The 23,535-nt window shown below is 60.2% G+C and carries 25 protein-coding genes; 20 read left to right on the top strand and 5 right to left on the bottom strand.

What is annotated here, in order from left to right; all coding sequences use genetic code 11:
* The 5 genes from QM609_RS10790 (at position 1) to QM609_RS10770 (ending at position 4,671) form a co-directional block, all read left to right on the top strand.
* Positions 1-1,185 (top strand): acyl-CoA dehydrogenase family protein, encoded by a 1,185-nt coding sequence (locus tag QM609_RS10790; RefSeq protein WP_007734683.1) that lies wholly within the window; start codon positions 1-3, stop codon positions 1,183-1,185.
* Between the two features lie 59 nt (positions 1,186-1,244).
* Positions 1,245-1,616 carry a YidH family protein gene (locus QM609_RS10785; RefSeq protein WP_007734681.1) on the top strand — a complete coding sequence of 124 codons (372 nt, stop codon included), beginning with the start codon at positions 1,245-1,247 and terminating at the stop codon, positions 1,614-1,616.
* Complete coding sequence (locus QM609_RS10780) at positions 1,613-1,927, top strand: DUF202 domain-containing protein (RefSeq protein ID WP_052417036.1); 315 nt, start codon at positions 1,613-1,615, stop codon at positions 1,925-1,927. The genes QM609_RS10785 and QM609_RS10780 overlap by 4 nt, the downstream gene beginning before the upstream one ends.
* Positions 1,928-2,059: 132 nt before the next feature.
* Positions 2,060-3,385 (top strand): MFS transporter, encoded by a 1,326-nt coding sequence (locus QM609_RS10775; RefSeq protein ID WP_007734679.1) that lies wholly within the window; start codon positions 2,060-2,062, stop codon positions 3,383-3,385.
* 74 nt (positions 3,386-3,459) lie between these two features.
* Positions 3,460-4,671, top strand: a complete 1,212-nt coding sequence (locus QM609_RS10770) for a serine hydrolase domain-containing protein (protein WP_042452453.1) — start codon at positions 3,460-3,462, stop codon at positions 4,669-4,671.
* 15 nt (positions 4,672-4,686) lie between these two features.
* Here QM609_RS10770 and QM609_RS10765 read toward each other — a convergent pair whose 3' ends face one another.
* Positions 4,687-6,063, bottom strand: a complete 1,377-nt coding sequence (locus QM609_RS10765; RefSeq protein ID WP_003945789.1) for a WS/DGAT/MGAT family O-acyltransferase — start codon at positions 6,061-6,063, stop codon at positions 4,687-4,689.
* A 369-nt stretch (positions 6,064-6,432) separates the two neighbouring features.
* Between QM609_RS10765 and QM609_RS10760 the strand changes: the two genes are divergently transcribed.
* From QM609_RS10760 to QM609_RS10750, 3 genes are all read left to right on the top strand, one after another.
* A complete protein-coding gene (locus QM609_RS10760) occupies positions 6,433-7,305 on the top strand; it encodes a hypothetical protein (RefSeq protein WP_007734676.1) in 873 nt (290 codons plus the stop codon).
* Between the two features lie 70 nt (positions 7,306-7,375).
* Positions 7,376-8,164 (top strand): hypothetical protein, encoded by a 789-nt coding sequence (locus QM609_RS10755; RefSeq protein ID WP_003945568.1) that lies wholly within the window; start codon positions 7,376-7,378, stop codon positions 8,162-8,164.
* Between the two features lie 49 nt (positions 8,165-8,213).
* Positions 8,214-8,828 carry a hypothetical protein gene (locus QM609_RS10750; RefSeq protein ID WP_047269291.1) on the top strand — a complete coding sequence of 205 codons (615 nt, stop codon included), beginning with the start codon at positions 8,214-8,216 and terminating at the stop codon, positions 8,826-8,828.
* Between the two features lie 125 nt (positions 8,829-8,953).
* Here the strand turns inward: QM609_RS10750 and QM609_RS29260 are convergent, their stop codons facing one another.
* Positions 8,954-9,412: a MarR family winged helix-turn-helix transcriptional regulator gene (locus QM609_RS29260; RefSeq protein ID WP_176741993.1), complete on the bottom strand. Its 459-nt coding sequence runs from the start codon at positions 9,410-9,412 to the stop codon at positions 8,954-8,956.
* 62 nt (positions 9,413-9,474) lie between these two features.
* Between QM609_RS29260 and QM609_RS10745 the strand changes: the two genes are divergently transcribed.
* Both QM609_RS10745 and QM609_RS10740 read left to right on the top strand, forming a co-directional pair.
* The gene (locus QM609_RS10745; protein WP_076949142.1) at positions 9,475-10,350 is read left to right on the top strand and encodes a haloalkane dehalogenase; all 876 of its coding nucleotides are present in this window, start codon (positions 9,475-9,477) and stop codon (positions 10,348-10,350) included.
* Between the two features lie 168 nt (positions 10,351-10,518).
* A complete protein-coding gene (locus QM609_RS10740; RefSeq protein WP_037132380.1) occupies positions 10,519-11,157 on the top strand; it encodes a PAS and ANTAR domain-containing protein in 639 nt (212 codons plus the stop codon).
* A 139-nt stretch (positions 11,158-11,296) separates the two neighbouring features.
* On the opposite strand, the gene QM609_RS10735 is transcribed toward QM609_RS10740, so the two are convergent.
* On the bottom strand, positions 11,297-11,443 hold the full coding sequence (locus QM609_RS10735; RefSeq protein ID WP_164490549.1) for a hypothetical protein: 147 nt from the start codon (positions 11,441-11,443) through the stop codon (positions 11,297-11,299).
* 181 nt (positions 11,444-11,624) lie between these two features.
* Here QM609_RS10735 and QM609_RS10730 point away from each other — a divergent pair, with 181 nt between their 5' ends.
* The 4 genes from QM609_RS10730 (at position 11,625) to QM609_RS10715 (ending at position 14,858) form a co-directional block, all read left to right on the top strand.
* Complete coding sequence (locus QM609_RS10730; RefSeq protein ID WP_076949143.1) at positions 11,625-12,812, top strand: zinc-dependent alcohol dehydrogenase; 1,188 nt, start codon at positions 11,625-11,627, stop codon at positions 12,810-12,812.
* Positions 12,813-12,924: 112 nt separating this feature from the next.
* Positions 12,925-13,452, top strand: coding sequence for an SRPBCC family protein (locus QM609_RS10725; RefSeq protein WP_042452472.1), 528 nt, complete (start codon positions 12,925-12,927; stop codon positions 13,450-13,452).
* 51 nt (positions 13,453-13,503) lie between these two features.
* On the top strand, positions 13,504-14,091 hold the full coding sequence (locus QM609_RS10720; protein ID WP_007734655.1) for a TetR/AcrR family transcriptional regulator: 588 nt from the start codon (positions 13,504-13,506) through the stop codon (positions 14,089-14,091).
* Positions 14,088-14,858, top strand: a complete 771-nt coding sequence (locus tag QM609_RS10715) for a glucose 1-dehydrogenase (RefSeq protein WP_076949144.1) — start codon at positions 14,088-14,090, stop codon at positions 14,856-14,858. Before QM609_RS10720 ends, QM609_RS10715 begins: the two co-directional genes overlap by 4 nt.
* 44 nt (positions 14,859-14,902) lie before the next feature.
* Here QM609_RS10715 and QM609_RS10710 read toward each other — a convergent pair whose 3' ends face one another.
* Positions 14,903-15,388, bottom strand: a complete 486-nt coding sequence (locus QM609_RS10710) for an RNA polymerase subunit sigma (RefSeq protein ID WP_076949145.1) — start codon at positions 15,386-15,388, stop codon at positions 14,903-14,905.
* 384 nt (positions 15,389-15,772) lie between these two features.
* Between QM609_RS10710 and QM609_RS10705 the strand changes: the two genes are divergently transcribed.
* The 3 genes from QM609_RS10705 to QM609_RS10695 all read left to right on the top strand — a co-directional run bounded on the left by QM609_RS10705 (position 15,773) and on the right by QM609_RS10695 (position 20,608).
* Positions 15,773-16,660 carry a class I SAM-dependent methyltransferase gene (locus tag QM609_RS10705; RefSeq protein WP_076949146.1) on the top strand — a complete coding sequence of 296 codons (888 nt, stop codon included), beginning with the start codon at positions 15,773-15,775 and terminating at the stop codon, positions 16,658-16,660.
* Between the two features lie 185 nt (positions 16,661-16,845).
* The gene (locus tag QM609_RS10700; protein ID WP_076949147.1) at positions 16,846-18,264 is read left to right on the top strand and encodes a serine hydrolase; all 1,419 of its coding nucleotides are present in this window, start codon (positions 16,846-16,848) and stop codon (positions 18,262-18,264) included.
* 1,165 nt (positions 18,265-19,429) lie between these two features.
* On the top strand, positions 19,430-20,608 hold the full coding sequence (locus tag QM609_RS10695) for a carboxylate-amine ligase (RefSeq protein WP_058037545.1): 1,179 nt from the start codon (positions 19,430-19,432) through the stop codon (positions 20,606-20,608).
* Here the strand turns inward: QM609_RS10695 and QM609_RS10690 are convergent.
* A complete protein-coding gene (locus tag QM609_RS10690) occupies positions 20,602-20,757 on the bottom strand; it encodes a DUF6131 family protein (protein ID WP_003945912.1) in 156 nt (51 codons plus the stop codon). The genes QM609_RS10695 and QM609_RS10690 overlap by 7 nt on opposite strands.
* Before the next feature lie 145 nt (positions 20,758-20,902).
* On the opposite strand from QM609_RS10690, the gene QM609_RS10685 reads away from it, so the two are divergent.
* The 3 genes from QM609_RS10685 (at position 20,903) to QM609_RS10675 (ending at position 23,502) form a co-directional block, all read left to right on the top strand.
* A complete protein-coding gene (locus QM609_RS10685) occupies positions 20,903-21,106 on the top strand; it encodes a hypothetical protein (protein ID WP_003945456.1) in 204 nt (67 codons plus the stop codon).
* Positions 21,107-21,183: 77 nt separating this feature from the next.
* Positions 21,184-22,266 (top strand): M48 family metallopeptidase, encoded by a 1,083-nt coding sequence (locus QM609_RS10680; RefSeq protein WP_042452503.1) that lies wholly within the window; start codon positions 21,184-21,186, stop codon positions 22,264-22,266.
* Between the two features lie 201 nt (positions 22,267-22,467).
* Positions 22,468-23,502, top strand: coding sequence for a baeRF2 domain-containing protein (locus QM609_RS10675; protein ID WP_007734628.1), 1,035 nt, complete (start codon positions 22,468-22,470; stop codon positions 23,500-23,502).
* Positions 23,503-23,535 lie beyond the last annotated feature (33 nt).

Genomic DNA, 23,535 nt, shown 5'->3' with positions numbered 1-23,535 from the left:
ATGTCATTCGCTCTCACCCCTACCTACGAAGACAATCCAAGACTTCAATCGCTCGTCGAGCGTCTACGCGACTATCTCGACGGCGAACTAGCCGAGTACGAAGCCGAATTGGGTCTCACTCAAGAATCCCACTACATCCGTGAGACGCTCGAGCCAGTGTGGAGACGCAGCCGCGAACTCGGCTTCTACGGAATACACCTCCCCACTGAACTCGGCGGCCAGAACCTCACCTTTACCGAACTCGCCGCACTCAAAGAAGAGGTCGGTGCATCGCCGCGGGTCCTCGCGACGTCCGTGCTCGGAGACATGGGTGGCCCACTCCGCGCGGGATCGATCTTTCAATACGCCACCGAGCACCAGTTGGAAAAGTACTTGATTCCGGTGCTGCGAGGAGAGAAGGCGTGCTGCTTTTCTCTCACCGAGAACGACGCAGGTTCCGATGTTCGCGGCATGCTCACCACAGCTACCCCGGACGGTGCTGGATGGCGCCTCAACGGCCACAAGGTGTTCTCGTCCGCGGGCCCCTTCGCCGACTTTTCGGTACTGATCGCAAAGATGGCATCCGACGGCGACGGACCGGATTCGTACTCGGCCTTCCTGGTCGACTTGGATTCTCCTGGCTGCACAGTGGCGGACGGTGACGTCCCGATGTCCGGTCAGCACATCGAAGCGGACATCATCCTCGACGGCTGCTACGTGGGGCCGGAACAGCTTCTCGGAAATGTGGGCGAAGGCTTGAGAATCGGACTCGGTCGAGTCACAGTCAACCGGTTGTTGCACTGCCCCACCGTCCTCGGGGGAGCCCGCCGAGCACTGGAATTGTCGTTGGAGTACAGCAAGACTCGCCAGGTGCAGGGCGCTCCTCTTGCGATGTTGCAGTCCATCCAACACAAACTCGCCGACATGGCGACCGACTACTACGCTGCGCGCTCGATGACCTACGACGCACTCGCCACACTCGATGCTGGTGGGAGTCCGCGTACCGAAGCATTCATGTGCAAGCTGTTCGTTGCCGAGAAGGCCTTCACCATCGCCGACCACGCAGTTCAGATTCACGGAAAAGCCGGGGTCATCCGTGGTTCGGAGGTCGAATCACTGTTCCAGCGGTTGAGGATGTTCCGAATCCTCACCGGCTCCTCCGAGATTCAGAAGAACGGAATCGCGCGTCAATTACTCACCACCTGAAGATCATTCAAAGACAGTCGTATCCAATTTCGCGCCCGCCAGGTCGTCATACGCTCGACGTGACGGCCTGGCGGGCACTCGACATTTCAGAGGCAATCACCGTGATCGATCACGAACCGGACTACAGATTCAGTCTTGCGAACGAACGAACATTTCTGGCTTGGATACGAACTGCGTTGGGGTTGTTGGCAGGCGGCGTCGCAGTCGGTCAGTTCTACGTATCCGAAAACGACGACAATATGTACAAAATGCTCGGAGTCGTGTGCACCGTCGTGGCGTCGGCTGTAGCGCTCGGCGCGCTCAGACACTGGAAGGCCGTCCAAACCGCGATGAGGCGTGATCTTCCCTTACCCACGTCACCGATGATCGCGCTTCTCGTCGGCGGGGTGTGTGTCGTTGCGGGTCTCGGCGTAGGGATGACCGTGTTGTGACGAAAAACGAGCCGCCCGGACTGCAACCCGAGCGAACCGTGCTCGCCTGGCGACGAACTGCCCTCTCCTCTGTGACTGTGTCAGTGGTCACCGGTCGCGAAATCGCTTTGCATCCGTCCGTTCTACGAATCGCAGTGTTCGCCACGCTCATCATTACGACTGCCGGAGTCATCGTGGGCACGACAATCCGTCATCGTCGACTCAGTCTGGACGACAAGGATTCTCGAGAAATACCGTTCATTGTCATGGCGACTTTGGCCGTAGGCGTCACGGTTGCGGGACTCGGCACCTGCACTGTCATCCAACTTTGAACAAAGAGATAGACAGTATGTCTATTTATGTATATTGTCTCCATTAATGCTCACTGTGACTCAGTGCACAGTCGACCGCCGAGCGCTGCCCACCGCGCCCAAGCAATCATCGGCATTTTTCGAGAGGGAACAATGACCACAGAACTTGCGGCACCTACTCAGTTTCCACGCAGTCGGCGAGGTAAGAACCTCGCACTCCTGACCGGCTCCACGGCAATGGACAACGCCGAAAGCAGCGTGACGTCCGTGCTCTTCCCTCTCATGCGTGAGGCCATGGGATTGTCATCGGCGGCGCTCGGCACGATCGTTGCAGTGGCCAAGGCCGTCGGGGTCTTCACGGCAATCCCCTGGGCGTTCCTTGCCCGACGATATTCTCGCAAGTCGGTACTTGCCATCTGTTCAGGGTTCTGGGGTGCCTGGGTAATCCTGGCCGGATTGTCCGGCAGTTTCACTCAGTTTCTCGTCCTCTATGCGATCGGCGCCGCAGGTTTCGCCGGCGCCGGCTCGATTGCATTGTCCATCCTCGGAGATCTGTACGAGGACGCCCGGAGGGGCCGCGCAACGGGATTGGTATACGGCGGCGTCGCCGTCATCACCGGCGCGACCGCCCCGATATTCGGGCTTTTGTCTCGCTTCGAAGATGGATGGCGCTACGGATACATCATCACCGGTGCAATCTGCATCGCCATCGGTGTGCTTATCATGCTTTTCCTCGACGATCCTGAATCCGGCGATGCGCCTGCACAGACGACCACCGACGATCTCGGCTCCAAAGCAAGATTCTGGCGCGAAGGGATACGAGAGCTACTCGCTATCAAGACATTCCGATACCTACTCGTACAACGCGCATTCTCGGGCCAGAACGTCATCATGAGCTTCAGCATCGTATTTCTCGTCGAGGAGCACGGATTCACGACCGCAACTGCTTCGATCATCGCACCGCCCTTCGCAATCGGGTACCTGCTCGGCACGTTCGTCGGCGGACGAGTCAACGACGCCGTACACGTCAAACGACCCCGAAACGGCCGCATCATCATGCTTCAGGCCAGCCAACTCGGATTCGCGGCCGCAGCACTGATCGCTACGCAGATTTCCTGGAACAGCATCGGCGTCTACGCGGTCTTGTTCGGGATCGTCGGCGTCCTTCAAGGTCAGGTCCCAGTGGTAAATCGGCCGATTATCATGGCCATAGTTCGTCCGGAACTGCGAGCCCTGGCCTTTGCCGTCTCCGTCTCGACAGTCGAAGCGCTGGCCTACGCCGGATACGCTGTCTTGGTCGGAACCCTCGGCGACAGAATCGGATTACAAGGCGCGCTCTTCATCGTCACCGTAGTGCTGACCACCGTCAACGGAGTCGCTTCAGGCGCACTGTATCGCCCCTACGCCCGCGACAGTGCGGCCCTACTCTCCGGGCCATCCGCCAACCCCCTACATGAACAGAATGCGCTTCGGCACTAGGCAATTCAGTTCATCAACTACGAACGCGGCAATCAACACTCCAACTCGGCAATCAAGACGGAAGTAGACCTCAGATGGCACAAAACATCGCAACGGATGACATCCCCTGGGCGCGCGGATTCACCGACCCGGCCGACGTGCGCCAACAAGCCACAACCATACGAGAGATGGTAGCGACTCGCCGTGTGTGGCGCGGCGACGGACCCAAATGGACCCTACCGACCGACTACACGGATCTGTCCGGTGTCACGTTGAACCTTCCGGATCAGCCGAAGCAGACGGTGTCCGAGTTCCTCGCGGGTGCGCACAGTGACGGTATCGCAGTGCTACATCGGGGACGCATCGTGTACGAGAGTTACTTGCACGGTTGCAAACCGCACGAACCGCACCTCAATGCATCGATGGCGAAATCCTACGTCGGTTTGATGGCTGCACTGGTCGAAGCACAAGGATTGTTCGACCGCGACGATCGGGCGTCGAAATTCATTCCCGAGTTGGCAGGAACTGCGTTCGGAGACAATCGGATTCAGGACCTTCTTCACATGGGCACTGATGTAACGTACGGCGGTCGGCCGTTCCATCGCACCATCGAAGCCAGCCGTTTCTGGGCCGTAGTCGCCCCGAAGCTGCGCCCCATGAATTACCGCGGCCCGGAGACCATTCTCGAGCACCTCGCCACGGCACGTACTGCGGGCCCGACCGGCATCGAATTCCGCTACGAGAACGGCAATGTCGAGACTGTCGGAGAAATACTGCGCCGCGTGACCGGAACTTCACTCGCCGAACTACTCAGTGAGCTGGTCTGGTCAAGAATCGGAGCCGAAGAAGATGCGTTCTACATAGTCGACTCCGCTGGAACGGAAATGGCGGCGGGCGGATTCAGTGCGACCCTTCGAGACGTGGCCAGAGTGGGTGAGATGATTCGTTGTGACGGTGCCGTCGAGGATCGTCAGGTGATCCCACCGCACATCGCGCGATCGATGACCGCGGGAGTGCCCGCAGGCTATCCGTCGGAGGTCAGAAGCCCCCGTGCCCCTGTCGATGCCCCCGCGACGATGAGCTACCACGACTACTGGTGGATCCTCAATGATCCGTTCGGATCGTTCATGGCAAGCGGAATCCATGGCCAGAGGCTCTTGATCTCACGCGACCTGGAGTTTGTGGTCGCGCATTTCGGAGCCCACATCCTTTCGCCTGCAATCGACACCCCGAACTTCGTACCCGCGTTCCTTCAGATCGGCACTCACTTGGTATCGAACGCTCGCGGAGCGGTCCCCGTCAGCTGAGGTTTCCTCACGCATTCAACCTGCGGCGGCTTCGAGCTCACTCAAGGATTCCTCGAGATGGCCGAGGAGCCGCTGCAAGTGCGGAACATTGCGGCGGCAGCCGACGAGCCCGAACTGCATGGTGTCCGCGTAGCCGATGACGGTGATGTTCATCGCCTGCCCGTCCAACGGAATCGATGCCGGGTAACAGCTCTCGAGTTTCGCGCCATTCCAATAGCGCGTCGTTGTCGGGCCGGGGACGTTGGAAATCACTAGATTGAAGACTGGACGCCCAGTGATCAGTCGGGATGAACCAGGGATCAGCGGCAGCCCGAGACCCGCGACGTTCAATGCACTGAGCGCCGTGATCTGCAGGGGCGTCAGGCCCGACATCAGGGACTTGGCGCTACTCATCGAGTCGTGAACTCTCTGAAGTCGGGCCGCCGGATCTGCCAATTCGGTTGCCAGATCACACAACACCGCACCTACGGCATTGCCGGAAGCCTCACCCTCTTCGCCTTTGCGAAGGGATACCGGCACCATCGCGATCAACGGTTTGTCCGGCAACTCGTCCAGTTCGATCAGGTATCGCCGTAGCGCACCCGCGCACATTGCCAACACCGCATCGTTGAGCGTCACGTCTGCAACGCAGCTGACCTTGCGCAGGCGCTCGATCGGCCACGACTGCGCGGCGACACGCCTCGCTCCGGTGATCGGGACGTTGAAGATCGATTTCGGAGCAGCAAACGGCAACGGTGCGACGTGGTCCTTCACTGCCGAGGCAGCAGCGTTCACTATCGCAGGGCCGACCCCGACCACATCTTGCACAGTCTCGATCACGGAGCCCACCCGCCTCTGCAGGTCCAGCCCGCGACCGGCACGAACCCGCCCCGAAGAAGGTCGTTGCGCCCATGGAGGCATCGAATGTCGATCGTGCGGATCCGACGAGAGGCTGCGGTACCACGCCTGAACAGCAGACACACCATCCATGAGCGCGTGGTGCGTCTTCATGTACACGGCAACTCGGCCGTCGGCGAGACCTTCGATCACGTACGCCTCCCACAGCGGCCGATGCCGATCGAGCAGCGTGCCGTGGAGCATGGAGGTCAGCTCGAGCAACTCGCGGACTCGACCCGGCTTGGGCAGCGCGAGCAACCGGACGTGATACTCGAGATCGACGTCTGCGTCCTCCGTCCAACGCACCGGCGCGAAGTTCGACAAGAACTGCACCGGCTTGCGACGGAAGAGGGGCCGAATCGAGTCGACGTCGGTGAGCGAACGGTAGAGCGACCTGGCGAATTCGCCGTCGTCCCCTTCCGGCGGAACGAAAAGCGACAGGCCACCGACGTGCATGGGATGCTCCCGTGACTCCATCAGAAGGAACATCGAGTCGAGCGGCAGCATCAGCGTCATGGCGATCCGTTCTCTCGGGCAGCTGCCCGGAGTACCGATCAGCCGCTGTTCGACAAAGTTACTCGCCCTGACTTCCCTCATTGGCGACTCCGACAAAACATTGCCCCCTCGATTTCGACAGGAGTCCGATATTCCCGTCGACGAACGCCTTTTCGGGTCGAAGCACCTCACAGCGATTCGCGGGTGAATGACGAGACACAGAGCACTGCAACAAATTTCAATCCTCACAGCCGCAAGTAGTAGCGGAGGCGATCGCAGTAATACTTTTGTCGGAATTGTTTCAAATTGTCTGTACATCCAAGTCACACGTGACTACCGTCACTCATCATCACAATCCCGACTGGTCGGTTGTACCCAAAGGAGAAATACATGTCCCGACGTTCGACGTCGCGTGGGCTTTTCGGCGCACTCGCCACCGCAACTGTGTTCGCCACCGCCGCTGCGGTGGGAAGCTTGTCAGCAAGCATTGCAGGAGCCGCCCCGGCAGCGGAGATCCCCTTCGGCGGTTGGGATTCATGTCCGATCGACAATCCCGAGACCAGCACCTGTATGGACGTCACGGTCACCGGCGGAAACATGAAGATCGGCAAGCTTTCCGTCAGCATTCCCGCCGGGGCGATGCGCATCGCAGGCGGAGTTGCATACCGGGAGAATCCAGAGGCTGAATTCGGATTCGACCAAGTATTCATCCCACCCAACGACAACAGTCGGGGGATCTACGCCAAACCCATCGACATCCCCGGGGGCGCACTCGGAATCGACCTGCCATTCAACAATCTCTTCGGACTGAACAAGGCTTCGGCCACCGTAGAGTCGACGTCTGCACTCCCCACCGTGGACGCATTTCAGCTTGGTGTGAAGCTACCCGTCAAATTGAAGATCGCGAACCCTCTCCTCGGCGGCAAATGCTACCTGGGCTCGGACAACAACCCCGTCCAACTCAACTTGGATGTGACCGAATACGGTGTCCTCGAAGAGGTTCCAGGTTTCCCGGATACTGCCGTCGTTCGAAACACCGGGCACACCGGACAGCCCTTCGCGGTCCCGACAGCTTCCGGATGTGGCCCGTTCGGCGTTCTGAATCCAATCGTCAACTGGCGCGCCGGGCTTCCCTCGTCCACCACGTCCAACTCCCTCGCCACGACGAGTGACGTCTACAACATCGGTGCCGACAGCCTCAGGCCCCAGCCGGCAGGCTCACCCGAACCCGCTGCCGTCGTTGCCGAACGTAGTGCCAACTAGCAATCCAACCCACTACCACAGAACCGTCATCGACGACAGATTGCCACCTCGAAACGGAGTTCACTTGTCCATGCGCACAATACGATTCAGAGCCGCGCTCGCCGTCGTCGCAGCGGGAGTCCTCACTCTCGGGGCGGTGTCAACCGCGACGGCGGCCCCGCTGCCCAATGCGCCGTTCGGGGGCTGGGGAAAATGCCCGATAGCCAATCCGGAGACAAGCACCTGTGTCGATGTCGTCGTCAAAGGCGGCGAAATGAACATCAACGGGCTCAAAGTACCGATTCCTTCCGGCTCGTTGAATATCGCCGGCGGTGTCGCCTATCGCGAGAACCCCGACGCTGAATTCGGGTTCGACCAGATCTTCATTCCTCCCACTGACGGCACCAAAGGCGTCTATTCCACCCCCATCGAGGTACCAGGAGGAATCTTCGGGCTCGGTATACCGTTCCCCGGCGGCTTGACCACCATCAAGGCAACAGTCGAACCGGTCGCGTTGCCAACAGTCGACGCATTCCAACTCGGTGTCACACTTCCGGCAAGATTGAAGATCTCCAACCCCTTGCTGGGCGGCAACTGCTATCTGGGTTCTGCGAGCAACCCGATCATGTTCAAACTCGGAGTGTCCGAAAATGGTGTCCTGGAGGAAGTTCCAGGATTTCCGGATACCGCCGCCGTCAGAAACGTGACGCACGCCGACCAGACGTTCGCGGTACCGGGCGCATCTGGATGTGGACTGTTCGGCGCATTGAATTGGGCAGTCAATCTTCGCGCCAACGTTCCGTCTTCGAGTGGTCACAACTCGTTGACCACCACAAGCGATGTGTTCAACATCGGCGCCGACAGCCTGCGGACGCAGTAGAGCAAGCACCGGCGACTCACGAAGTATCACCGACAACAAGGAGATATCGATGACCCATGCAGTTCGCCGCACCACCATCGTCACAGCTGCCGCCGCAGCCGCGATTGCGGTCGCAGCCGGCACCGCTCTGGCTTCGACCGTCGTCACTCCAGCGGGTCAAGCCGTGACTGCTTCGAGCAGCAATCTCAGTATCAAGACAGGAACGATCACACTTACCTGCTCCAGTACGACGGGCTCCGGGACCATCCCATCCGCGCCGGGTAATTCCAACACCGGCACCGGCGGAGTCAACGTCAATATCGGCACCCCCAGCCTGACCGGGTGCAAGGCTAACGGCCTACCCGCTGTGGTCACGACCTCCGGCTCCTGGCTATTGAACGTCTCGGCAGACACCGGATCGGCTCAGGGATCCCTGGTCATTCCTGCAGGAGGCGCAGTCGTCACGATGCCCGGATCAACATGCACAGTCACCGTCGGGGCCAGCACTGTCGGACCGCTGCCATTCGATATTCCCAACCAGCGCGTCGTGGCAAGCAACACCGGCACCGTGAACTACACACGCACCGGCACCGGACCCGTCTGCCCCGCCGCAGCCACTGGCACGGCAACAATGTCGGGCACACTGCAGTTCGCATCGGCCACACCGATCAACGTGACACCGTGACGATCGACAGCTAGACAATAGGGCTCGTTGGGGGATCGACGCTTCCGTCGGTCCTCCAACGAACGTCCTGTGGACCGGGTCCGCACACGATCGCCTTCGGTTTCGCCACGAAGCGGACCGGCGCATTATCCATCTGCTGCTTCGGTGGCGTCGAGTAACGCGTCAAGGGCGCGGTGGAGCTCGGCGAGTTCCCGCCCTCCGGTTTTCGTCAGCACTTCCGTATTCTTTGCATCCAATTGGCGGACAATGTCTTTAGCGAGCTCTATGACTCGTTTGCCCTCGTCACTGAGATCGAGGCGAACGGCTCGCGCATCGCGTCTATCGCGTTCACTGACAACAAACCCGCTCTTCTCCAACGCTCGCACGAGCTTGGATATGTAGATTCGCTGCAATCCTGTGTGCGCTGAGAGTTCTCGCTGACTCGGCCTCTCCCCCGCACTCACCAGACCATGCAGAGACGCGAGCACTGAATACTGGGCGTGAGTCAACCCCAGGTGCGCGATCGCTCGGTCAACCCCCGCCCGCCAGCGCAAGCCAAGGTGCCACACCAGCGACCCTGTCGTCCATGTTTCTCGATCTTGCATACAAATAGAATACATGGCTACTATCTCAATTAGAGTATATGGAAACTATTTGAGGAGTCGCAATGTCCACAATTCCCGTGCTCGACTCGACCATGGCCTACCGCTCGCGCGGTGAAGGAACACCCTTCGTACTCATCCACGGAAACCCCACATCCTCGCACTTGTGGCGAAACATCCTGCCGCAGATAGGAAATCTAGGCCGCGCACTTGCCCCTGACCTCATCGGAATGGGGCAGTCAGGCAAACCGCCAATCAACTACGGCTTCCTCGACACCGCCCGCTACCTCGACGCCTGGTTCGACCAGATGGAACTCGACGACGTCGTACTCGTCGGACACGACTGGGGCGGGGCACTTGCACTGGACTGGGCTGCCCGCCACCCCGATCGCGTCCGAGGTGTGGCCTTCTTCGAAACGATCCTTCGTCCGATGACCTGGGACGAACACTTCCCGGGAGAGGCACGGGCACGGGTGGAAGCTCTGAGGGACTCCGACACAGGAGAGACGAAGGTACTCGACGAGAACTTCTTTCTCGAAATAGCGCTTCACAGAACGGTTCTCGGTGAAATGACCGAAACCGATGCCGAGGCCTATCGCTCCCCTTATCCGTCACGAGAGAGTCGCCGACCCCTTCTCGAGTGGCCACGATCCTTCCCCATCGAAGGAACTCCCGGTGACGTGTATGCACGTGTGGCGGCGTACAGCGATTGGCTCGCAAAAAGCACTGACGTACCCAAACTTCTTCTCACCTTCAGCGGCCCCGCAGAACTTCTCATGATCGGACCTGACGAAGTCACGTGGAGCCGATCGAATATCGCAAATCTCGAGGTGGAACAGTGCGGTCCCGCAGGACATCTCGCCCCCGAGGATCAGCCTGCGGCCATCGCGGCGGCGATCACCGAATGGACAGAGCGGCAACACTGTTTCAACCGCGAGTGACGTGGGACCGTCGCCAAGTACTCTGAGCGCCGGTTTCCCCGACCCATGCGGTAGCGATCCAGACGATGCTCCGAAATATGGGACCGACACCACCTCCGCCGGATTTGTCCGATATAACTAACTGGCGAGTACGCCGGTTGGGACAAGGTCGAGAACGAGGGGGCGTGTGTGGTGAACGAGGACGGGTTGGGGCGAACGTCAGGATCGGGGGCTCCACACCGGGTGGGCGGCTTTCTCTATCACCGCAACGGCGACCGGTGGGAGTGGTCGGACGAAGTTGCACGGATTCACGGATACGAACCCGACCAAGTAGCTCCGACGACAGAATTGATGCTCTCGCACAAGCATCCCGACGACCGAAGACACGTTGCCCAGACACTGCACGCCATCCGCACTTCAGGCGGACCGTTCAGCAGCCGCCACCGCATCATCGACACTGCAGGGGATACTCACTCGGTAATCGTCGTCGGCGACAGCGTCGTGGACGAGTCGGGTGCCGTGGTCGGCAGCTCAGGCTTCTACATCGACGTCACCGAAACCCTCGACAGCACGGTGAAAGCGTCTGTCGACGTGCTGGTCAACGAAATCACCGCTTCTCGCGGAGTAATCGAGCAAGCCAAAGGCATGCTCATGGTGATCTACGGCATTTCGGCCGATCGCGCCTTCGACATACTCGTGTGGCGTTCTCAAGAGACCAACGTGAAACTCCGGGATGTTGCCGAGCAGTTGATAGTTCGAACGCTTGACGACTTCCGGGTCCCGACACTACTGCGGACCCGATTCGATCACGTGCTGTTACAGGGTTGAATGACAACAGGGTTGAGGGATCTGCTCAAGGCGGTTCCCGTGGCTGGCTGCTCAACCTCGAGGAACCTCGCCCGCATTGATTCCGGGACGGTCCGATGCGGCCTATCCCCGTTGTTACCCAACGCGGAGTAAAAGGAAACTACTCGTCGTCAGACTTCTCGCCGGAGGTCTCCTCGACCAGTTCAGGCGCCTGTTCTCGCGTTGCCATTCCCCCGTCGCCGCCCTTGTCCACGGGTCCTGGGTGCCCACCCTTGGGCGACTGGTCGTTGTCGTCTTTGTCGGTCATGCGATCGTCCTCATCATCTCGTCGTCTCAGTCCTGGAGCCGGTGCAAAGAGACCGGGACCCAGCTCCATCTCAATCTAACGCGCTCAGGACTTCTCGCAACCCTCACCGATTTTGTTTGCATTTCAGTGCTTTCGGGCAGGTGACTGCGAACAGCATTTCCACGATGAGAGGTCGATCCCAGTGCGCGCAGTGACTTGGCAAGGCAAACGGAAAGTAAGCGTCGATACGGTTCCGGACCCGAAGATCGTCGAACCCACCGACGCGATCATCAAGGTCACCACGACGAATATCTGCGGATCCGATCTGCACCTGTACGAGACTCTGGGTGCGTTCATGAATGCCGGCGACATTCTCGGCCATGAACCGATGGGAATCGTCGAAGAAGTCGGTTCGGAAGTCACGAATCTCGGGATAGGTGACCGCGTCGTGATTCCGTTCCAGATCTCGTGTGGCAACTGTTTCATGTGCGATTCGAGCCTCTACACACAGTGCGAGACGACGCAGGTCCGCGATCAGGGAACGGGCGCAGCATTGTTCGGCTTCTCCGAGCTCTACGGCTCGGTGCCCGGCGGGCAGGCTGAGTACCTCCGAGTACCGCAAGCACATTTCACACACATCAAAGTTCCCGAAGGTCCCGCGGATTCGCGATTCGTCTACCTCTCCGACGTGCTCCCCACCGCTTGGCAGTCGGTCGAATACGCCGACATTCCGCCGGGTGGGTCCGTGACAATCCTCGGCCTCGGACCGATCGGTGACATGGCGGCTCGTATCGCCCACCACAAGGGGTTTCGAGTAATCGGTGTGGACCGTGTACCCGAACGCCTTGCGCGCCTTGCCGAACGCGGCATCGAGACCCTCAACCTGGACGACTACGGCAGCAAGATCGGCGATGCCATCAGAGACGCGACAAACGGCCGCGGAACCGATTCGGTGATCGACGCTGTCGGTATGGAAGCGCACGGGTCTCCGATCGGAAAGCTCGCGCAGCAGTTCGTCGGACTCCTTCCCGATGCTCTTGCCGCGCCTGCGATGCGTAACGCAGGAATCGATCGCCTTGGCGCTGTCTATTCGGCCATCGACATCGTTCGGCGCGGCGGAACCATTTCTTTGATCGGTGTCTACGGCGGAATGGTTGATCCGCTGCCGCTGATGACCATGTTCGACAAGCAGATTCAGCTCAGGATGGGCCAGGCGAACGTCAAGAAGTGGGTAGAGGACATCATGCCCCTGCTCACTGACGACGACCCACTCGGCGTCGACACCTTTTCCACCCATCAGCTGCCGCTCGATCAGGCGCCACACGCCTACGAGATCTTCCAGAAGAAGCAGGAAGGCGCGGTCAAGATCCAACTGAAACCGCACCTGTAGTTCAACGCCGATCAGGTCGACGGTTCATCCGCCACGTCCGCATCTTGTTCGCGAAACCACCGATCGTCATACTCACCTCACACACGCTCGACAGAAAGAACCTGAAACCGAAATGGCTCGCGAACTTACCGTCTCCGACAGCATCGTCGTCAGCTCCGACGCGCTTTCCCTCTACGAGGTCATCAGCGATCCCACTCGTATGGGTGCCTGGAGTCCCGAAAACACAGGCGCAACCTTGCGGGGAGACCGCGAAAGCGCTTTCCTGGGCATGGAGTTCGACGGGCACAACAAGCGTGGGCGCGCGCAGTGGACCACGCGATGCACCGTCACCGCTGCCGAGGCCGGGAAGCTCTTCGAATTCCGTGTTCACAAGATCGGCCTCAGTACTCCCCGGATCCCCGCCTCTATCGCAACCTGGCAGTACCGATTCTCGCCGGTGCCCGACGGAACCCGAGTTACCGAAACGTGGACCGACGACAGGCGCGGCTGGCCGGACTTCGCCGCCGACATGTTCGACAAAATTGCCACCGGAGGAAAAACCTTCGCCGATTTTCAGCGCGGCAACATCCGCAAGACGCTCCTGAACCTCAAGAACGCAGTTGAGCAGGAGGTTTCCGGAATCGAAGATAACGTCGGCTGACCGGCCGACACCATTTGTGGCAGTTTCTGCCACTTTTGGTACAGTGCGGATATGGCAACAGCCCGCCGCACTGCACTACTTCTCCGCGTCTCGCAGAGTTGTGCTGCCGCTTTCGTCGAACGCGGCGACACTTCGACGACCATCGCGGAGCTCGCCGAGCGGGCAGAAATCTCCGAGCGAACGTTCTACCGTTGCTTCGCCACCAAAGAGGAGAGCATCTGGCCGATGCTCGACGAGGGAAACCGCAGTCTGGCCACCGCACTCAGCGCGCAAGCCCGCGAATTCGGGCTCGCAGCGGCTGTGAAGAATGCCTTTATCGCATCGGTCGGCGAGTCCTTCGAGCCGATGACCCGGTCACTGATGCCCATCATCTTCGGTGATGCGGCACTCCGGAGAGTTTGGGAATCAGCAACTTTCGAGACGATGGAACTGATTCGCCCAGAAGTCGCACGCCTGATCGACCGTCCGGAAACCTCGCTCGACACCACAGCGGCTTCGGGCCAGGCAACACTTGCGGTAGTCGCCGCACTGCGTGAGATGGCAGACCTCCGGACGCCCGCACCCGAGGCCATCACCCGCGCGCTCGGGGCGTTCTCGAAGCCATATCTCGCAACACCTACAGGTAAGGAACAATCATGACTCAGGATCTCTCCGGAAAAATCGTTCTCGTCACCGGCGGCGCACGCGGCCTGGGCGAGGCGTTTGCCCGCGGCATCGTCGCGGGCAACGGCCGCGTCGTCATCGGCGACCTACTCGACGACGACGGTCGAGCAGTGGCCGAATCTCTCGGCGACGCAGCGCGTTACGTTCACCTCGACGTCACCGATCCAGCGTCTTGGAAGTCCGCCGCCGAGTACGCAGTATCCGAGTTCGGCGCGATCAACGGTTTGGTCAACAACGCCGGAATCTCGGCGTCCGGCCAGACAGTCGCCGAGGAACCACTCGAGACGTTCCAGCGCATCATCCAGATCAACCTGGTGTCCGTGCACACCGGTATCCACACGGTGGTGCCGTTCATGAAGGCAGCCGGCGGCGGATCCATCGTGAACATCTCCTCGGCCGCCGGCCTGATGGGCATGGCTCTGACCAGCGGTTACGGCGCAGCCAAGTGGGGCGTGCGTGGGCTGAGCAAGATCGCCGCCGTCGAACTCGGCCGCGACAAGATCCGGGTCAACTCGGTTCACCCCGGCATGGTCCTGACGCCCATGACTGCACCGACGGGCATCAGCCTCGAAGAGGGCGCATTCCCCAACAATCCGTATCGCCGTGTCGGTCGCCCGGAGGAGTTGGTCGGAGCGGTCACCTACCTGCTTTCCGACGATGCCTCGTACACAACGGGTTCCGAGATCGCCGTCGACGGCGGTTGGACTGCCGGCCCGTCGATCGAATACATGGCCGGCCAGTAAGGGAGGGATCCGTTCCCGCCCGAATCTGCGCATTCCGAACGCCCTCAGGTGAATACCAAGCTCTCCCTGATTGCATTCGAAGAAGACAACTTTCGCAGTCGCCGCAGCGCCCGATGCAGGTCGAGCGACACCTCGTCTGTCGTACGGGCAAGCGACGTTGCGGTCGCCTTTGTATCGAGCCCGACGATCAGCCGCAACACCAGGACATCGCGTTCGACAATCGGGAGCGTTGTCGGAGGCGGGAGCGATCCACCGCTGAACCCGTCGGATGCCGCCCGAGCAATCGCGATGCTTGTACTCGCGTACAGCACGCGTAGAAAAGGCTGATATGTCTCCGATCCGTCGCACACTGCCGTGAGAACGGCGACGCACGCGGCATCCGCGGCGGAATCGGAAACGGCCTGATCAAGCTCGGCGCGGCACCGCAGCACAACCATCGGACGAAACGCCGCATACAAACTGGCCATGGACTCACGGCTACCGCTCCGCGCCGCGGCGGCCAATACATTCAGCGAGCCTTCCTGCAACATGGGCTCACATCTCTCTTTCTCGACGGGACATTCGTTGTGCGGTCCGAGAGATCAACTGGAACCGAACGGTCCCACGAAGTGGTTCCGGCGGATGGTCATGCCACGATCAATCCCCTGCCCGAAGGATTCTCGAGGCTCTCTCTCAGCCCTGAGGCACACCCCAGTGAAGTCCTGCATCCTTGCCGCTCACTGGCACTGACCTGGCAAATTCCTGGCAGAATGCTGATTCAAACCGAACGCCTTGCACTGCAGAATTTTTCGATCCGGTCAGCGTGTATTTGCTGCTCCAAGTCCGACCGTTCCGTTCCAGGCGACGAGGGGTCACACGGGCGTAGGGTCGAGAGAGTTCGGCTCAGTCGTCAAGAGCGGAAGGACACCCAGACAATGCGGAGCGATGGAGATACGTGGGACATCGTCAGTAGCGTCGGACTTACCGCGCTGGCAGTGGCAACGTTCCGAGCACTGGAGAGCACCCGTCCGGACGCGATCATCGAAGACAAGTTCGCATCGTGGTTCGTAGAAGCTGCAGCCGAGCCGCATTTCACAGCTCTTCTGAAAGATCCCACGCTCCTCGAGGACACCCCCTTCGGCGGTTTCATGGGGTTGCGAACCAGGTACTTCGACGAATTCTTCTCGTCGTCAACCGAATCCGGAGTAAGGCAGGCGGTAATCGTTGCAGCAGGGTTGGATTCGCGTGCGTACCGGCTGGATTGGAGCTCAGGATCGACGGTATTCGAAGTGGATCAGCCAAAGGTGCTGGAGTTCAAAGCCGAAGTGCTCGCTGCGCACGACGCCCAGCCGAAGACCGATAGACGCACTGTGCCTACTGATCTGCGAAACGACTGGCCGGCCGCACTCGAGGAGGCTGGTTTCGACCCGAACGAACCCACAGCCTGGTCGGCGGAAGGCCTGCTCGCCTATCTCCCCGGCCCGGCCCACGACGCCCTGTTCGAGCGGATCGACGAACTCTCGGCCACCGGTAGTCGCTTGGCGGTGAACGACTTTCCGGCCGGAACCGACCCGAGCAAGCTTGCGGCCATCAGATCCAAGTACTTCGCCAAGGACCCGTTCGGCGACCTGGACATTTCGCAACTGTTCTACAGCGACAAGCGATCCGATCCGGGCCAGTGGTTGGCTGAACACAATTGGACTGTCCGACGCTTCAGCTCGGTCGAGTTGGCAGAACTGTACGATCGTCGGATCCCCGAACTCCCCGAAGAAATCGCAGCGCTGTCAACGCAACCGTCCTTTTTGGCCGCGACCAAGAACTAGCTCTCGCAGTCATCACGAAAGTTCTTCGAGTGCAGCCTTTCTCCCCATTTGTCCAGCGGCAAGGCGCGTGTCACCACTACAAGTGGTTGACGGTACTCCAGGATGAAGCGATTCAGTACCTCAGGCTGAGTATGTCTACACCTCAGACGGACGCGCGCCGAAGAAGATGCTGATGAAATAAGTCCATGAATCTCGAACACACACGCAGGAAAGGCCGCCCGCTCGCGCTGGTAGCACTTGCCTCCGCAGCGGTATTCGCCCTCGCCGCATGTACTTCCGGGACTGATTCCGCACAAACCTCTGAAAACAGCACAAAGACCTCCCCCACCGCGGCACCCGCTACGGTCACGATCCCTGACAGCTCCGTCGGCAAGCAGATCACCTGGCTTCTCAGTGCGTTCAACACGAGCACGCCGTTGACCCAGGAAGAAATCGCCGAACACTTCGGGCCCACTGCACCCGTAATCCTGACACCTCCGGACTTCGACTCCATCCGAGCCGGACAGCCTTGGACAACAGTGAATTACAAGGGAGGCGACTCCGACGGCACAGTTTCCATCACCAGCACCACCGGCGGTGCGTTCGACGTCAACGTCGTCGTCGACGTCGACGTCGACGGCAACGGGCTGATCCTCGGAATGGCGATCACACCGACCAAGGACGTTCATGTGCCGGCCGCATCTTGGCAAGAACTCGAGGCAGCTGTCAAAGCGCTTCCCGCGCCGACCAATCTGACCGTCACCGAGGTCACCGAAGGAAAGAACGCCGAAGTCTTCAATGTCGGCGACACCTCACCACAGCCCACAGGGTCAACGATCAAGCTGTACGTTCTCGGCGCGGTCGCGACGGCCGTCCAGAACGGGACACTCTCCTGGGATCAGAAGCTCACCATCACCGACGACCTCAAATCGATGCCCGGCGGGACCATGCAGGACCTGCCATCGGGAACTGGAGTCACGGTCCGAGATACCGCCGGCAAGATGATCTCGATCAGCGACAACACCGCCACCGACATGCTGATCGCTGCTGTCGGGCGCGAGCAGGTAGAAGCCGAATTCGCCCCGATGGGCATGGCAAATCCTTCGCTCAACATCCCGCTCAAGCCGACCCGCGCACTGTTCCAACTCGGCTGGGGTGACCAAGGCGCACAACGTATCGCTTGGCGCGACGGAACTCCGGACGAGCGTCGAGCGATACTCGCGGCACTACCTGGCGGCCTGGTGGACATCCCGGCGTCAGCATTCACCACCCCCGCATGGCCTTTCGACATCGATTGGTTCGCCTCGCCCGCCGACCTGCGTGCCGCGTTGGTCACGTTGCAAGAGAAGGCGAAGACCGAGAGCGGCGCACCGGTTCGAGACATTCTCGCCGAGGATCCGGCGCTCAGCGACGAGTCCGCGAAATGGTTCACTTACGGCGGATTCAAGGGCGGCAGTTCCATCGGGGTCCTCGCGGGTGCCTATTACGTGGAACACGACGATCGTGCCTGGGTTGTCACCATGCAAACTCATGGTGACGACGCTGCACTGGTTGCCGACCCGGCTCTGTACTTCGATCCGGTCGACGACGCGATGCTCTTGATCCAGACGGATGCAACCAGTTAGTGCCCAGTGGCGGGCCGAAACCACGCACGCCGATTCATTGCCTTCGCCGATGAAGGCGCCGGATACAGAGAAGCCGCTGCACATCCAGTGTCATCCGGATGCACAGCGGCTTCGCTAAGTCTTAGCCCGTGGGGGTCTCGGTCTCGTCCGACGAGAATCCGTCGAAGAATGCGATGACCTTCTGAAGAAGTGCCGCGATGTCGAAATCTTCCAAGCTACCCATTGCGTTCGTCCTTTCGTTTAACACTGAGGATGAAACGTGCATCTTGCAATTTCCAATGTAAAGCATGAAAAGCATTATTTCTCGACCGCGCGACACTTCGGTCGCAAATACGCCACTCAGCAAGATATGGGCAAATCACCGGAAATAACAGCTCCCACCCGCAATATTTCGGTCTTCCGCAACCCGCTTATTTCCCCAATTAGCAAGTGGGTAAATCTTGAGAAAAATTTCCCGGCGCGTCGATCACGAAAGATATTCCTGGTGAAACTCTCAATCCAAGAACACAAAGACAGAGGAAGCTCCGACACAGCTGACACGCAGTTTTGCCCGCCTTCAAGAGTCGTCATCCACGCACATAGTGGACATTCGTCTGCGATAACGAACCGGTAGCAACACAATCCCAGGCACTTTCTCCCATCTTCTGACTTTTACCCATGACCACTGAAGATTTGCGCTGGTGAAACGCAATACCAGTTCGAAAGTTCCACAACTTCTCCGGATGCTGTGCACGCGATTAACTGATCAAATATCTGTTGACTCACCGAACCCACACACTCCGCCAGAACGCCACATCCGAATGCTGGACGTTAGTTTAGATGGGTTCGCATTCTCGGAATCTGCTCGATAACGGCGGCCCCACGGATAAAGCCGAGACTGCACCACCGCAGGCCGCCAGGTCATGATCCGCGACTCGGCGAAGGGCGTGCGGACAAGTCCACACGAGGGTGAAATAGGGGGTGAGACATGCCTTGGGGTCTCGTTTTACCGAGTCCGACACAGTACGTTTTCCCAGGCACGCCAGTCCCCAGATTCATACGGTGTGCAAGGACTCGTTGACGCTTCCGAGATGTTGGCAAGGCCGACCACAGGCCCCGTTCTCCCGACGAGAACGGGGCTTCCTCGGGTCGGTTTCCGCCTTCGACCGACCGGGTAGACGCGAGCATGGGCGCCACCTGCTCGACCGAATCCACCGCTGGCCGCCACGAATCGACGACCCCGACTGTCGGCGTCGAAGAAGAATTCATCCTCGTCGACCCGACCTCCTGGTTGCCGTCCACCGACAATGTTGCGGTTGCGGAAACCGCGTCGACACTGGGGTTGGATCTTCAGCTCGAGTTGTCCCGCTGCCAAGTCGAGACCAACTCTCCCGTGTGCCATGGCATCGACGAACTCCGAACCCACTTGATCGACATGCGTCGGCTCGCGGCAAAAGCTGCAGAGTTGAACGGCTGCAGGCTGTTGGCCGTCGGCGCACCGCTTTCGGGGCCTTCGCGTTTCGAGATCAGCGACTCGCCTCGCTACCGCCGGATGGGCGAACGCTTCGGCGCCCTCGCTGCCGAACAAAGCATCTGCGGTTGCCACATACATGTGGGCGTCGCTGATCAAGTACAGGCCGTGCAGGTCTGCAATCACGTGCGCATCTGGTTGCCCGCCTTGTTGGCACTGAGCGCCAATTCCCGTGTCCACCAAGGAGTCGACACCGACTTCGCGAGTTGGCGGGCGATCCAATGGTCCAGGTGGCCAGTCGCCGGGCCGCCGCCGTACTTCGAGACCACCGGGGACTTCGACACCGCGGTTGCGAAGATGGTGGATTGCGGCGTGATGCTCGACAAGCGGATGGCCTACTGGGATATCCGACCTTCCTGCCACCTACCGACCGTCGAGATCCGAGTCTGCGACGTTCAGCCGACAGCAGAGGATGCAGCGCTACTTGCAACCCTTGGACGAGCTCTGGTGGCAACTGCGTTACGCGCGATAGACCGGGGCATCGAGGCTCCGAACATTTCCCTCGAGAGCCTCCGCCTCGCAACCTGGGTGTCCGCGAAGGAAGGCGTCCTGGGAGCGTCGATCGATCCGATTACCTCACAAAGAATTTCAGCCACGGAACTGTTGCACCGGCTCCTGATCCATGTCCGTGACTCCCTCGACGAGGGAGGCGAGTACTCAAGCGTGGAGTCGGCGCTGCAGCTCAAGTCAGTCACAGGCAACGGCAGCGACTGGCAACAGCGAACGCTGCGCCAGGTCTGCCTTCGGGAACTGATTGCGCGTGCCGTTCAGCGCACCGTACCGACCGCGCCGACTGGCACGGATACGCACGACGAGCCGACAACGGATCAGTAGTAATGCCGCCGACCACCGATGGCGTGCCCGGCCGCGCCCAGCGCGTACAGGATGATTCCGATCACCAGCAAGACGACACCAATCGTCCACAGGATCGGAATGTTCACCACGAAACCGATTATCAGCAGGATCACGCCGAGGATGATCATCACAAGCTCCTTCAGTGCGTTCACTCGGGCGGATACGCCCGCCTCGAGCCGCATACACCGCGGATACCCGTCGGCAGAGCGTTTCATACCCACTCTGACCGGGTATTTCGCTGGGCACCATAATATTTGAAGAATCGAGCCCGCCATGATGAGAATTGTGACTCTGATCGTTCTGATCTGGCTGATAGTCGGGGCCGTCGCGGCCGGCCAACGCGGCTACTACAGCAGTTCGCCGACCAACTGCGCCGGCGTCGGGACCATCGCGCTCACGGTCATCGCGGGTCCGCTGAACTACTTCGGCGTCAACCCCAAAGTCACCGACTGCACGCTCCCCCAGCCCACCGAGTGAGCTGCCGGAAATCCACGCTAAACCGACTAGTCGTTACCCTGGAGGTGAGTCGACACACATCGAAGTGAGGGGCCACCATGACCACTGCACCAGATCGCACCCGAATCGAGTTCCCGGACATCAGCTCGCGTGCGTGGGAACATCCAGCCGATCGGGCTGCATTGGTGACGCTCCGGACGCTTCGGGGGTTCGACACTGTCCTGCGGACGCTGTCCGGACTGCTCCAAGAACGTCAGCACCGCCTCATGTACCTGGCCACGTCGGTGCGAGTCGACGAACGCCAGTTCAGCGACCTGAACGACCTGCGCCGTGACTGCGTCGACATCCTGCAGGCCGACGAGACACCCGAGCTGTTCGTACTCCAGACCCCGATGGTCAACGCCTTCACCATCGGCATGGACAAGCCGTTCATGGTGGTCACTACCGGCCTATTGGACGTGATGAACTACGAGGAACAGCGGTTCATCATCGGCCACGAACTTGGCCACGCGCTGTCCGGTCATGCTGTGTATCGGACCATCCTGATGCATTTGATGCGACTGGCCGGAACCATCGGATGGCTGCCCGTCGGCGGGTGGGCATTGCGCGCGATCATCGCCGCCCTCATGGAATGGCAGCGCAAGTCAGAACTGTCCGGTGATCGTGCCGGACTGTTGTGCGGGCAGGACGTACACACCGCGATTCGCGTCCAGATGAAATTGGCGGGCGGATCCCGAGTCAGTGAAATCGACATCGACGCGTTTCTTGCCCAGGCCGCCGAGTACGACGCCAGCGGCGACCTCCGCGACGGTGTACTCAAGCTCCTCAACATCGAACTGCTCTCTCACCCGTTCTCGGTGCTTCGCGCCGCCGAGCTCAAGAAGTGGGTGGACAGCGGAGACTACGCCGCGATTCTGCGCGGAAACTACCCCCGTCGCGGCGATGACGACGGAGCGAAGATCAGCGACGAGTTCAAGAATGCAGCCAAGACCTACAAGCAGAACTTCGACGAGTCGGAGGACCCTTTGATCCGCATGGTGCGCGACATCGGTAGCGGATTGGGCGGTGCGGTGGGCGCCGTGGGGAATGGCGTCGGCGATGTAGCGTCGGACATCAAGGAACGATTCACCCACTGGCGCAAGAGTTCCGACAGGTCGAAGGGCACTGACGACGCCGAGTAAGCAGAATCGGGACCTGCCGCCGAAGGCAGTCGGCGGCAGGTCCCGGGCTCTTGGCGTGAAGGTGATGCAGGCTTCCCTCTGCACCACCCTCACGTTCACAGACAGTACCAGCAGTCGAACAAACGTGCGAACTGAAAGCGGTCGTGTCGAATCACCGGTTGTCGGGTACGCGGCATAGGACCACTACAGAAGGGAGCCGACATGCATGCTGGGCGACTGAAGAAGGTCGGTTCGAGTGACGGCCCGTTTGCCTCCGTGTACTTCGAAGACGTCCGTAACCGGGAAGATGCGCGCGAGCGCTTCGAACTCGAATGGCGCTCGATGCGCAATCAACTCACGAAACAGGGAGCATCGGAATCGCTGATCGCACGACTGGACGAGGTGAAGGACAACCATCACGGCATCTCAGGTCGCGCCGGACGCGCGATCGTCGCCACTTCCGAGGCAGTGCTGATCGACGATATTCTGCTCGAACCTGCCGGCTCCACTATCGCGACCTTGGGCGAACTGCCCTACCTGATTCCACTGATCGCACACGGATACGACACCGAACCGTTCCTCATCGCCAAGGTCGACCACACTGGCGCGGACCTGTGCGTGCGCGATGCTCGCGGGCGTGACGTGTACGGCGAAACGGTAGACGGAGACGGCTTCCCGGTCCACAAGGCACACGTGGGCGGTCAGGAGCGATACACCGACAGCCAAAGCCTCGTGGAGGAGAATATCCGGAAGAACCTGACTCAGGCTGTGGAGCGCGCGGCGGCGCTCGCCCGTGAACACAAGGTCGCGCTGGTGGTTGTCATCGGAGAAGTACAATCCCGCAAAGCTTTTGCACAGCTTTTGCCGTCGACGCTACGGGTGGTGGACGTCGAAAAGGGTTCGCGTTCAGTCGGTTCGACACCCGCCGAGGTGTCCAAGTCGATTCGTGAACTGATCGACACGCAGCGACTGCGCAGAATGGATGTGGAAACCGAACGCTACGTCGCAGAGCAGGGCCGGGACTCCGGCCTCTCCATCGACGGGACCGCACGCGTCCTCGACGCCCTCGAACAGGGCAAGGTCGAGACGCTGCTGCTCACCGATCCTGACGACAAGGAAGTCACCAGTGGAGAGTTGATCGGGCCCGCCGATCGCGTACTCCCCTACATCGCAATCGGGACCGGCACCGAGTTGGTACAGATCGACGAACGCCTCGTTCTCGCCGACGGATACGGCGCGATACTTCGGCACCCTTGAACGCTGGAGCCTGCTGATCAGATTCGGTGGCGA

Origin of the sequence: Rhodococcus sp. IEGM 1302 (assembly GCF_030056935.1) — a bacterium.
Lineage (GTDB): Bacteria > Actinomycetota > Actinomycetes > Mycobacteriales > Mycobacteriaceae > Rhodococcus_F > Rhodococcus_F qingshengii.
Note: the sequence above shows the minus strand (reverse complement) of the source record. Positions and strands in the feature narration are given on the sequence as shown.

Coding starts and splice junctions, on each gene's coding strand:
- QM609_RS10695 (WP_058037545.1), top strand. CDS start 19,430: ATGGGCGCCACCTGCTCGACCGAATCCACCGCTGGCCGCCACGAATCG.
- QM609_RS10680 (WP_042452503.1), top strand. CDS start 21,184: ATGACCACTGCACCAGATCGCACCCGAATCGAGTTCCCGGACATCAGC.
- QM609_RS10675 (WP_007734628.1), top strand. CDS start 22,468: ATGCATGCTGGGCGACTGAAGAAGGTCGGTTCGAGTGACGGCCCGTTT.
- QM609_RS10710 (WP_076949145.1), bottom strand. CDS start 15,388: ATGTTGCAGGAAGGCTCGCTGAATGTATTGGCCGCCGCGGCGCGGAGC.
- QM609_RS10735 (WP_164490549.1), bottom strand. CDS start 11,443: ATGACCGACAAAGACGACAACGACCAGTCGCCCAAGGGTGGGCACCCA.
- QM609_RS10765 (WP_003945789.1), bottom strand. CDS start 6,063: ATGACGCTGATGCTGCCGCTCGACTCGATGTTCCTTCTGATGGAGTCA.
- QM609_RS10775 (WP_007734679.1), top strand. CDS start 2,060: ATGACCACAGAACTTGCGGCACCTACTCAGTTTCCACGCAGTCGGCGA.
- QM609_RS10760 (WP_007734676.1), top strand. CDS start 6,433: ATGTCCCGACGTTCGACGTCGCGTGGGCTTTTCGGCGCACTCGCCACC.
- QM609_RS10705 (WP_076949146.1), top strand. CDS start 15,773: ATGCGGAGCGATGGAGATACGTGGGACATCGTCAGTAGCGTCGGACTT.
- QM609_RS10720 (WP_007734655.1), top strand. CDS start 13,504: ATGGCAACAGCCCGCCGCACTGCACTACTTCTCCGCGTCTCGCAGAGT.
- QM609_RS10770 (WP_042452453.1), top strand. CDS start 3,460: ATGGCACAAAACATCGCAACGGATGACATCCCCTGGGCGCGCGGATTC.
- QM609_RS10700 (WP_076949147.1), top strand. CDS start 16,846: ATGAATCTCGAACACACACGCAGGAAAGGCCGCCCGCTCGCGCTGGTA.
- QM609_RS10685 (WP_003945456.1), top strand. CDS start 20,903: ATGATGAGAATTGTGACTCTGATCGTTCTGATCTGGCTGATAGTCGGG.
- QM609_RS10755 (WP_003945568.1), top strand. CDS start 7,376: ATGCGCACAATACGATTCAGAGCCGCGCTCGCCGTCGTCGCAGCGGGA.
- QM609_RS10745 (WP_076949142.1), top strand. CDS start 9,475: ATGTCCACAATTCCCGTGCTCGACTCGACCATGGCCTACCGCTCGCGC.
- QM609_RS10750 (WP_047269291.1), top strand. CDS start 8,214: ATGACCCATGCAGTTCGCCGCACCACCATCGTCACAGCTGCCGCCGCA.
- QM609_RS29260 (WP_176741993.1), bottom strand. CDS start 9,412: ATGCAAGATCGAGAAACATGGACGACAGGGTCGCTGGTGTGGCACCTT.
- QM609_RS10690 (WP_003945912.1), bottom strand. CDS start 20,757: ATGATCATCCTCGGCGTGATCCTGCTGATAATCGGTTTCGTGGTGAAC.
- QM609_RS10790 (WP_007734683.1), top strand. CDS start 1: ATGTCATTCGCTCTCACCCCTACCTACGAAGACAATCCAAGACTTCAA.
- QM609_RS10725 (WP_042452472.1), top strand. CDS start 12,925: ATGGCTCGCGAACTTACCGTCTCCGACAGCATCGTCGTCAGCTCCGAC.
- QM609_RS10715 (WP_076949144.1), top strand. CDS start 14,088: ATGACTCAGGATCTCTCCGGAAAAATCGTTCTCGTCACCGGCGGCGCA.